This window comes from Bacillus sp. JJ864 (assembly GCF_036963045.1).
GTDB classification, from domain to species: Bacteria; Bacillota; Bacilli; order Bacillales; family Bacillaceae_G; genus Bacillus_A; species Bacillus_A pseudomycoides_C.
The window spans coordinates 1-1,975 of record NZ_JBALLY010000244.1 but is presented as its reverse complement, the minus strand read 5'-3'; the positions used below and the strand labels follow the sequence as shown (position 1 = coordinate 1,975).

The window sequence follows — 1,975 nt, the reverse complement described above, 5'->3', positions numbered from 1 at the left end:
TTTTTTATTCCTTTTTTATCATATCAAAATCAATAATCTCTCTAATATCCTCAATATTAAAAGTCTCAGCAATCTTCTCTATATGTTTAAAGTTAATATTTTGTCTCTTCTGATTAGCTAATTCACTTAAAGCTGCGTGACGAATATCAGTTAATCTCGATAACTCTCTTAAGGATATTCCTTTTTCTCTAGTTAGTTCATTTATTTTTACTATAACTTTTTTCGCCATCTTTATCCCTACCCAACTTTTATCAGTTGACCTTATGGAGAAAGATACCATATAATTTTTCATATAGTGGTACGCAATAGCGTATCGAATTTAATGAGAATAATCGCTTTTTGTGAAGAAAAGATAGGGTGTAATTAATAAAATATGAAATCTGTCGAATTTATGCTTGTTAAAGAAGGATAAATAATAGATATGAAGAAATTGTTGTAAAATTATGGAATTTCATAAAGGTAACAGGAGGGAAAAAGATGCGAAAATTGTCATCTATAGAGGTGAAAAAGAATAATACAATATGGAAACGCAGGAGTATTTGGGTACTTGCTATAATAGTTATTATAATTATTTCTTCAAAATTAGGTGCTTTTAGTGATATACCTAAAGGTATGGAAGAAGAATTTTATAATAATGCTCTCAAGGCTTTCGATGAGATTAATTATGTTGTTGAAGAAAATAAACCTGTTAAAAATAATGATGGAATCAAGTGGATGGATAAGCAATTAAACGATATGGATAAAGTTTCTTCAAATTTTAGTGAAGAGGAAAAAGAGCTACTTAGAGGATTACAACTCTTATTTAATGCTGCAAATGGATTAATGTTACACAATGAACGTATAGAGGTTTTAGACGATAAGTCATTGAAGTCATTAGAACAAAATTATTGGTCTATACGTTCGGTAATAGCGGAACGTCTTAACATAGAGGATAAATTAAAAAGTAATTCGTTAAATTTATTTAATTCCTCCGATGCTAAAAAAGAAGAGAATAAATCGCAGAATGAAGTGAAAGAAGAGACTAAGAAGGAAGATAAGTCATTAAGCACTTCAAGTTCCTCTGCTAATATTAATGATGTAGATGATTACGGAGTTACTAAATTAGCACGTGCTTCAGGTGAGGGAAATATTGAGTTAGTTAAAGAATTATTAAAGCAAGGTGCTGATCCTAATTTGTACGAAGGTCATGGAGAACCACCTTTAATTTGGGCAGCCCGATCAAGCCAAGATAACGTAGTAAAAATATTATTAGAAGCTGGAGCTAATCCAAATGTAAAATTAACGGGAGGCATTACTCCTTTAATGATTGCAAAAGAAGAAGGAGCAAATGTTACTATTAAATATTTATTAGAGCATGGAGCAGAAGAGTAATCATGGAAATTAAATAATGTATTAAATTTAACCACTTGTTGAGTCGAGTGGTTTTAGTTTTTTATAAATTCTATCCTTATTTTAATAAGTATATATAGTTCTCTCGATAACTTGTTGTAAGTGATGGTAGTAAAAATGAATTAACTATTAATTATATTAGGACGAAGTCCCTCTGCGTAGCAGAGAAGAGCTAACTTTGAAAGTAATTAAAGGGGATTTTAAGATAATGAAATTCAGTAAAGTAAGGTGTATATAGAAGCTTATTTATCACTAGGGAATATTTGGGGAATGCGCTTAATAAGGTTGTATTAGCTAAAAGATTAAAAGTTGTAAGCCACCTATTATCTAGGTGGCTTGTTCATATTTTGTTCACAATTATAATATTTTTTTAAAAAATTTATTAACCTCTCGGATATTTTTTTATTTTCCTCCTTTGTTTAAGTGAAAGTTAAAAAGGAGGAATAGAATGGAGAGTTATAATTGTAAATTGATTGATTTGGGTAATTACGTAAAAGTAATTAAATATGAAAAATCAATACCTACTGCTCAAGTTAAGGCTGCAAGTAGAAGTATTAGTGAGAAGCTATATTTAGATGTACAAGAG

The 1,975-nt window shown here is 29.6% G+C and carries 2 protein-coding genes; one reads left to right on the top strand and one right to left on the bottom strand.

Annotation, left to right across the window (positions count from 1 at the left end; all coding sequences use genetic code 11):
* Window positions 1–4: 4 nt before the first annotated feature.
* Window positions 5–229, bottom strand: a complete 225-nt coding sequence (locus tag V7024_RS23985; RefSeq protein ID WP_335524576.1) for a helix-turn-helix domain-containing protein — start codon at window positions 227–229, stop codon at window positions 5–7.
* Window positions 230–477: 248 nt separating this feature from the next.
* On the opposite strand from V7024_RS23985, the gene V7024_RS23980 reads away from it, so the two are divergent.
* The gene (locus V7024_RS23980) at window positions 478–1,371 is read left to right on the top strand and encodes an ankyrin repeat domain-containing protein (RefSeq protein ID WP_335524575.1); all 894 of its coding nucleotides are present in this window, start codon (window positions 478–480) and stop codon (window positions 1,369–1,371) included.
* Window positions 1,372–1,975 lie beyond the last annotated feature (604 nt).